This window comes from Actinacidiphila sp. bgisy167 (assembly GCF_057707665.1).
Map to the genome: position 1 here is coordinate 1 of NZ_JBYIQP010000136.1, position 9019 is coordinate 9019.

General features: G+C 68.8%; 3 protein-coding genes. 1 reads left to right on the forward strand and 2 read right to left on the reverse strand.

Going from position 1 to position 9019, the window contains the following annotated elements; translation table 11 throughout:
• Positions 1 to 37: 37 nt before the first annotated feature.
• Complete coding sequence (locus tag AC3ET4_RS29605; protein ID WP_431954851.1) at positions 38 to 676, forward strand: acyl-CoA dehydrogenase family protein; 639 nt, start codon at positions 38 to 40, stop codon at positions 674 to 676.
• Between the two features lie 185 nt (positions 677 to 861).
• Here the strand turns inward: AC3ET4_RS29605 and AC3ET4_RS29610 are convergent, their stop codons facing one another.
• Positions 862 to 1785 carry a helix-turn-helix domain-containing protein gene (locus tag AC3ET4_RS29610; RefSeq protein WP_431954853.1) on the reverse strand — a complete coding sequence of 308 codons (924 nt, stop codon included), beginning with the start codon at positions 1783 to 1785 and terminating at the stop codon, positions 862 to 864.
• A gap of 425 nt (positions 1786 to 2210) precedes the next feature.
• Positions 2211 to 8747, reverse strand: a complete 6537-nt coding sequence (locus tag AC3ET4_RS29615) for a hypothetical protein (protein ID WP_431954854.1) — start codon at positions 8745 to 8747, stop codon at positions 2211 to 2213.
• Positions 8748 to 9019 lie beyond the last annotated feature (272 nt).

A 9019-nucleotide genomic window follows, 5' to 3' on the forward strand; every position in this document is an offset into this window, starting at 1 on the left:
AGCGGAATCGTCGGGATGAGCGACGTGCAGTCGGATCATGACATCGAGCTCGAACAGCGACGCGAGCTGGTCGCCGCGGCAGCCTGTCCGGTGCCCGACCTGGAGCGCCGGGCGGCCGACGCGGAGCGGATGCGCCGGCGCCTATGCGGACCGGCACCCGGACGAGCAGTTCCTGCGGACACCGCTGTCCTCCCTGAGCGCGCTGCCGCTGGTCGGCCCCGGTGATCGGCATGACCCGCGCCGCCTTGGACGCCACCTTGGCGGCTTCCGGGCGCAAGCGTATGCACTGACCTTCTACGAGCGCTTCGCGGACTCCCCCGGCGCGCAGATGGCTCTGGCCGATGCCGCTTCCCTCCTGGACACGGCTGTGCTGCGCGCCCACCGCGCGGCCAGCGACATGGACCGCTCCCTCCGGGAGGGGCGGGTTCTGACCGAGCCGCAGGGGACACGGGTGCGCATGGACGCCGAAGTCACCGCCACCCGCTGCCGGGAGGCGGTGGAGCTGCTGCTGTCCGTCATCGGAGCCGGTGCCTTCGCCTCCGCGCACCCGCTGCAGAGGATCTGGCGCGACCTGGGAACCGCGTCCCGGCACGCCGCCCGCAACCCGAACCTGGCCGCGAGATCTACGGTCGCGCCCTCCGTGGGCGCGCAAGGACACCCCGCACCATTGGTCTGACCCGGCCTGGTCCCTGTCTCCGCCAAGGACAACCGCCCCGCCCTTCGACAGTGCTCCCGTGAGGCCAGGTCCTCCTCACCCCGACCGCACCACCTGTGCCCCATCGGTGTGCTCCGGATCCCCGCACCGGGGCCTGGAGTTCCGGCAGCTCCAGAGCGTGCCGCTGGGGTGGGGCCCGGCAAGGATCAGTAGACGAGCGAGCTCGGTGACTCACCGAACTGACGCTTGAAGGCCCGGCTGAAGTGACTCGCGTCGGCGAACTGCCACCGGGCTGCCATGGCGGACAGGGTGTACTTTCCGCCGAAAGCGACGAGTTCCTGACGGGCCCGCTCCAGACGGCGCCGCCGCACATAGGCCATCAGCGATTCATCGGAACCGGCGAACGCCCGGTGCAGGGTGCGCACGGAGACAGAAAGCGTCCTCGCTACTTCCGCGGGCGACAGGTCCGGGTCCATGAGTCGGGAATCCGCGACGTTGCGGGCCGCTACACGAAGCGAGGGACGGAAGGCCGAGTCGGCGGAAACCCCGTGGGCCATGAGCGTGCCGACCAGCAGCTGTACCAAGGACTCCTGAACAGCGAGGGCACCTCCCGGGCTCAGTTCGCCCCAGATGTCGCGGAGCAGTTGCAGCTGGCCCAACAGCAGTCGCGCCTCCGGGGCGTGCTGCGAAACAAGCGCCAGCGTCGGCAACTCGCCGAATCCCGCCGCAGCGAGTATCTCGTAGGGCAGCACCAGTGCCTGCCCCCGGGTGCCGGGCAGAGACGAGAACTCCCACGGCAGCTCCGCGTTCCGTATGCTCAGCGTGCCCGGCGGGACATGAACGGTGCGACCCGAGGCGGTGAGGCTCGTCCCGCCACTGCGCATGATGTTGACCAACAGGCGCCGCTGCTCGACCCCCTTCATGCCCGTTCCGCCGGACATTCCTTCCACGGCGTCCCCGTACTGTTCGCTGATCGAGACGTCCCCGACCGCCGAGGTATTGAACCAGCACCGGTAGTGGCCTGCCACGTACTGCTTAGGAATGCGCAAAGTGTGCACATGCCAGAAGCCGCTCTTATGCAGGTCGCGCCACCGCTGCCTCAGCAACTCGTCCCGTTGCGCGTGCGCCAACGGAACCTGGATATGTACGTGAGATGAACCGGGGGATGGCGAGCCGACGCCGGAGAGGTCTGACGTAGTCACCATCCAGAGTTTACATGGCCACCTGGCCGGCATTTCTCCGGACGAAACCGCGTAATCTTCCGACTCCGGAAGGTGAATGCGGTCGCCAAGGGAATGCGGCCGGTGATCTCGAACTTTTCGGGGCATTCGGTGACGCCGGCCACCGTGACGTACGGTGCGCCGATCGCGATGCCGCCCGGACGGGCACGGCGCGCCGGCCGTCATCCGGCCCGGCCCTCCGGAACGGATTCCGGCCGGCCGGGCCACGTACCTATGACTCGTCGGTCAGCCCCGCCGAGGACGCGGGTGCCGACGAGCCGCCGGACGGCGGACAGGGCGGAACCACCCCGTCCGCGTCCCGACGGACGCCCCCGTCACTGCGGGCAGATCTCCACGGGTGTTGTCGCCTCGCTTCCGATGAAGGCCTTGACACGGTGGTCGATCGCGTTGGCGAGGCGCTGGCTGATCGTGAGCCAGACGCCCAGATCAGCGCTGATGGGCACAACCAGCAGGACGTCCGTGTTGACCATGCCCCGATTCGGCACCGCCGCGATCGCCGTTCTGACCGCCTCGGCGGCCTGCTTCACGGCGAGGCCGAGGGCGGTCTCCCTGGCCGCCTCGTCCTCCATGGCCTGAATGCTCGCGACCCGCGCGGCGTCCAGGCCCGTGATCTCCTCGGCTATGAACCGCATCGGGTGGCGGATCACCTCCAACGGCAGTCTCATCCTCGGCTTGGCCACCGGTACGGCCACCCTCTCCTCGACAAAGGGCACAACCGGGTTCGACGGAAGCTGCCTGTGTCGGCCGGCGTCGTCAGCGTCCCGTACCGCCTCGCGCTCACCGCTGCGCGAGGCGTCCGGCTGCACCGCGAGATGCTCGTGCTGCGGGTGGCCACCAGGCTGCTCCTGGGAGCCGCCCGGCTTCGCGGAGTCGGAGTTCTCGGGGACGAGCACCTCCTCGGCCGGTGGCACGTCATGACGGGAGGCCGGCTCGGGCTCCTCCAGAGGCTCTTCCTGCTTACCGCCCGGCACGGTGTCGAGCTTGCCCGGGGGTTCGGTGAGCTCGCCGGGCTTCTCTGCGGGTGCGAGGAAGGGAGCCAGCGCGGTCGGGGTGGGGGTGGCGGGCAGCGAGGCGAACAGGCCACCCGGCACGTCCACGCTCAGCGCGTAGGCGGGGTCCTTGACGGGCCGGGCGATCATGCGCACGTCGATTCGGTAGTACCGGTACTTTCTGGTCGCCTCCCGGTTCGCCTCGAACGTCTCGGAAGCGCCGCCCTCGATCCGCGAGCTGTCCGAGTCGCTCGAGTCCATCAGGGCGCGTGCCAGCTCCACGCTGTCCCACCCGCCCCCGCCGCCGTCCAGGCCGCCACCTCGGATGACACCGCGGCTCCGCTCGACACCGTGCTCGGCGTCGTGGTTGTCCTGCCGGTAGTTGCGCCCCTTCATTTTCGGGGTGGGCTCGAACTCCACCGCCTGAACGATCTCCAGGCCCACCCTGACCTTCGTCCCGCCGACGTCGACGATGTACCGGTGCTGGAGCAGGTCCTTGATGTTCGCGCGCACCATGTCCTGACTGGTCTGCACATGGTGGGCCAGTCCCGACAGGCTGGTGAAGTCGGGACGGGCCAGGCCGGTGCGGGACTGCGCGAGGTCCGCGTCGGCACCGGACTGCCGGGCCGCCGTCCTCACCCACCGCTGCAGAGCGCCCGCCGCGGGAACGTCCCAGGGATGGATCTGGTCCACCAGCGCCGTGTCCGGCTCGGCGGGCAGCGCGGTGTCCGCGAGGCGGAGCCAGCGGGGGTTCTCGCCGTACGTCCGCGCGAACGGCGTGGGCATCGGACCCACTGCCGGCGCCGGCACCGTGAGGTGCTGCGGGATCAGGAACCGTGCATGCCCGGTGATCTCGCGCCCCTCTCCCGAGCCGTCGTCGAACCACGTCCACGGCGTGGGCTCCTGAGGCCGGGTGTCCACCTTTCGCGCGGTCGCCATGGCGTTCGCGACGGTGTTGTAGAGGACGTAACCGTAGCGGGTGAAGGGTTCCAGGATCTGCGGCATCTTCATGGTCATGCCGAGCTGGATACGGAAGCGGACCTGGTGTTCGAACTCCGCGGAGGTGTCCTTGGGGTTGGCGCGGTAGATCTGAGTGCTCTTGTCGACAGACACGTCCGAGCTTCCGGCGTGCCTGACGTACCCCCTGGTGTAGTCGAGTCCACCGTGAGCCTGGTGATCGGTGGCCGCCTGGTGCGCTCCCGCACGCGCTGACACGGTGAACCCGGTCGAGGCCGAGACGCCCCGCTTCGACGCCTCCTTGTCCTCGGTGACCCCCGCGCTGCGGAGGGTGAGTGTGATCTCGTCTCGGTCGCGGTGCGCGTGTGCGGGATGCACGCTCTCCACCAACACATTGATCCACACGTAGCGGGTGGCGCCCATGCGTTCCGTGATCGGGAACCAGCCGCCGAACCCCGAGCCGACCAGAGCCTGATGACCGCTCTTCAGCGCCTCCGACCGGAAGACGGCCTCCACCGTCTCGCGGAGCCGCGCGTGCTCGATGCTCTCCTTCCGCTCCTCGCTCGGGAGGATATTCCGCCCGCGGAGCCGCTGGATGATCTGCGGGACGACACCGTCGGCCTTCAGCACCTCCGGCCAGACGGACGTCGTCCACAGCCGGTCGCCGAGGTAGGTCCGCTGCGGCCGGAGGGGAGAAGTGTTCTCCACGGGCGGCTGGACATCCTGGACGCTGCTGTCCGTAGCGAGGGCCGTCGCCTTCCCGGGCAGCCCCAGATCCTCGACACGACGGTCCGGGACGAGAAGGTCCATCGTCCCGTTGACTCTGATGAAGCGAGTCGCAGTCTCCTGCCGACTGCCTCGGCGACGGGTGACGCTGACACGGAACACCGGATCCGACCGGTAGCCGGCGACCTGCTTCTCTTCGTACGTGCCGCGGGAGATCTCGATCGCGCCTCCGCTGTGTTCGCGGGTGGAACCCTTGTCCACGCCCATGTCCATGTGAGCGAGCGCCACGATACGGCCACCGGGCATGCTGGAGTGGGAGGAACCATGGGAGGCCGAGTCGTGGCCGTCCACCAGCACGATGCCGCCCTCGTCGGAACCCAGGCGGAACATGGCGGAGGTGGCCGCCTGGAAGCCCACCGACGTGGATCCGAGCGTCGCGGTCCCGTGGTGGGAGTAGTGCTTGAGGTAGTGCTCGATCTCCGTCTTGGCCCCACTCAACGGCAGGGCGCGCGGCGCGTACGCCCGCATCTGGAGGTTGAGGGTCGTCTCCCAGCCGTCGTGATCGGGCAGACGCAGGCCACGACCCCGTCCGTCGGTGAGCAGGCCGAAGTACTGCTCAAGTCTCGCGGGCCGTGTCGCGTCGACGATCTCCTGCGGCCACCGCGTCCAGTCGTTTGTCCAGTTCAGACCGTGCAGGTCGAAGTAGACACGGGCGACCAGATGCGTCAGCGCGGGCATGGCGGTGAAGGCCGGGTACAGGCCCGTCGAGCCGCTGCTGAAGTCGATCTGCGGTTCTTCCCGCGCCGGCCATGTGCGCAGGAACGCGGGCTTGCCCACGAGAGCGAGGTCGCCCTGGGTGACGGGCTGGGCGGGGATGAAGGCACGCGGTGTGACGATCTCGGCGACCAGGTCGCCGGGCCTGTCCAGCCATACCCGTTCGTTCACCCGGCCGTCAGCACTGCGCACGGTGAGTTCGTAGACGATGTCCCGGATGGACACCAGCGGCGGGTGTTCATCGCCGAGGTTCTCCCTCCGTCGGTATGCGGTCACCGAACCGCCCAGGATCTGCTCCCTGCCGCCCGAGAACTTGGCCTGCAACCGTACGGCGCCCAACTGGAGCCGGAACCATTGCGCGGGACTGATCCGAGCGGCGGCCCCGGCACCCACGGCGACTGCCCAGCGGTCGTCGGAACTGCTGTTCAGCCCGCTGGTCATGGCGGCGCGGGCATTGACCGTCAGGTCCTCCGCCGTGAAGGAGTCACGACGGGTGAGGAGCGTGCCCTTGACGGCCAGCTTGTACGTCTGCTTGCCGACACGGATGTCGAGGGTCTTGCCGGCGAGCACGCTGTCGAGATCGCCCTCGAGCACCGGCCGTGCGAACTCGACTCCCAACTGCCGCTCGACCGTCGCCCAGTCCACGTTCGCCCGCTTGCCGGCCAGGCTTCTCAGCGTGGCCCGGAAGTAGTCCTCGACCAGATGCGAGCCCGGCAGGCCGATGGCAGCACCGAAGCCGAGACCACCGAGGACGAGGTGCAGCGGCTCGCCCGGGACCGGCTTCGGCTGCCAGGTCTGCAGCCGCTCCGGTCGAACCACGCTGACGGTCGGCTTCACACCGGATACCTGGAGAAGTGCCCTGACATTCGGCTGGGCGGCCACCTGGACGGCGAGGTCGTGCCCGCTCCCCTGCCGCACGACCGGGGACGCGATCTGGCCCAGCACCCGACGTTCGAACTCCGCGGCGGCCTTGCCGTCGCGCCAGGGTACGCCCAGCTCCGCGGGGACCTCGACGGTCGTCGGTTTGAGCGAAGGATGGGTACCGGACGTCCAGGTGAGGGAGAACGCCAGCGTGACCTTGTAGCGCGCCATCGCCCCCCTCGCCACCAGCACGGTGTGGTTGAGGCCGCTGTCGGTCAGGGTGGAGTTCCAGCGCCGACTGCTGCCGAGGGTAAGGCCGACGAACGGCGCCACGCCCTTCACGAGGCCGTTGTGCAGCAAGGGGTCGACAACACCGGTCACATTGGCGGCGAACGTGATCGCTGCCGAGCTCTCACCGCCCCGGCCATATCCCTGAGCCGCGCCGGCGCCGAGGTCGGCGCGTGTCTTGGCACCCGCCCGGACATCGACGAGTTGCACGGCACCGAGGGTGACATGGGCCCGGAGATACCCGCGGAATCCGTTCAGTTCCGCCCGCGCGAAGGTCCCGACCTCGATGGGATTGGTGACGTCTCCACCACCCAGCAGCCACGCATGGCGGTTGCGGACGGCCCTTTCGTTGAGTATCTGCTCCTGAACCTGGCGCGAGATGGCGATCACCGAGGAAGCGTCGAGCCCGGCACCGCGGAGATCCCGGTGCAGTGCGGCCACGGCCGGTGTCACATCGACCGCGTTGAGCACCTCCCCCGACATCCTGGGCTTGGCGAAGACCAGATCCCCGCTCGCCGAAGTCGTCCCCGTCCGGTTGGCGTCCTGGATCGGCTCGGCCTGGGGGGCCAGGTCCCGTTTCCCCTGATCGGTGAAGATCGACGGGAACTCGACCTCAAGTCCCACAGGTGTGGGCCTGTCGCCCACTGCCGCTTCCACACCGTCCACGAAGACACGGAGCTTCACATGGGACATGAAACTGGCTCTGTCCGTGACATAGAGCTTCCGACCGCTGATGACATTCCGGCGCGAGGCGGAACTACGTTCCACCCCGGCTTCGACGGCGATACGCGGAGCTCCGATCACGAAAGCGGAGGCGGCGGCCGACGAAAGCATCAAGGCGGAGAACAGCGCCGTCTCAGCAGCTCGTGACGCCATGTGGGAGTTCTTCTCAGCAGCGCTCGTCGAACTCCACTGGACGCCGTACATGTTCTCGGCATTCGCCACGCTCGGCTTCGCCGGCTTCACGTCGACGAGGACCGGGCGCAGCCAGAGCACCCGGCCACCCGCCTCCACCGTCCTGCCCTCGACGAGCAGGTCGTACCAGTCCAGGGGATCGTCGACCGCGATCAGTTCCAGAAGCGCGGCGCGGGCGGCGTCGCTCACGGTGGACGGCAGGGCCGCGACGACCTCCTCGGCCCACGCCTCGTTGGCGGCCGTGATCGCACTGACCGTGACGTCCTTCACGGCGAACTCGCCGAGCATGCCCGCGTTGTCGTGACCGACGTACCACGGAGGTACCACCTCGGGCTTCGGAGGCTGCTGCACATCGGTTGCCTCGGTGGGCTTGAGACCCTCCGGAATCACGTCGGCCGGAGGCTCCTCTGCCGACACCGCCTCGGCCGGGGCGAAGGTTTCCTCGATGAGAGACGTCGCCTCAGCGACGTCAAGCGGCGCATCCGACCGGCCGGCCTCGCGAACGCCCGGCGGCGTCAAGGACACTTCCGTAACCATCTCGCCCGACGAACTGTCGGACGTCACACGGGCGCCCGGAACCAGGTGGTCGTGGACGATGACAGCCCCGGACCCCGCGTCAGCCTCACGGTGGACGGCAGTCTCCTCGATGAGGGACGGCTCCTCCTCGGCGTCGTCGAGCCGTGCGTCCGACCGGCCGGCCTCACTGGAGGCCGACGACGTCGAGGACACGTCAGAAACCCTCCCCTGAGTGCCTGTCAAGCTGCCGGCCTCATGGATGACCGGGCCCAGATCGTTGGGGATGATGACGTTGCCGTTCTCGGGGTCGAGCTCCAAGGGGACGAAGGCCCCGCCTATGAGGGACGGCTCCTCCTCGGCATCGTCGAGCCGTGCGTCCGACCGGCCGGCCTCACTGTTTGCCGACGACATGGACTCGTCCGGAACCGCCTCCTGCACGTGCGGCACACGGGGGTCCAGACCCAGGTCGTCGTACCTGGCGACGCGCCGGGTCCTGGTGTCGTGATCCACCTGACGCTGGTCGGATCGTTCGGCGGGACCGGAACTCCCCGCCTCAAGCGCTCGCAGGAGCTCCGAGTTGGGAAGCAGTGACTGAAAACGCTCGCCCCCCCAGCCCATGGCCAGGACGTCCTGGGTCGGAGCAAGGAGCCGGCCGTCGGGATCAAGGTCGATCGAGGCCACGAAGAGAGAGACATCAGGTCGTTGCAGGCGCGTACCAGTGTGGGCGTCCACCCAGAGCACGCTGCCGTGGTGGTTGACGGCGTACATCGAGTGCTGGAGTCCGGTAACGAGCGAGCTGGCCCCGTGAACCTGCTCAGCCAGCATCCGCTCGAGTGCACTCACCGTCCACCCGCGGAACGCCGCACGCATGACCTGCTCCGTGGTGGGGGGAAGTGAGGTCGAAGCCCCAGCGGACGCGCCCTCGTACCCGAGCGTCGAATGCACTGCGGACGTCGTGCCAGCGGAGGCCGACGAGGTCCCCGTGTCCTGAAGCGCGTGCCGCCCCGACGACTCACCGAGACCGCTCGCCTCATCCTGACGCCCCGCTCCCAACAGCCGCCCCCGAGGACGCCGCAGAAGACGCGCGACGACCGCAG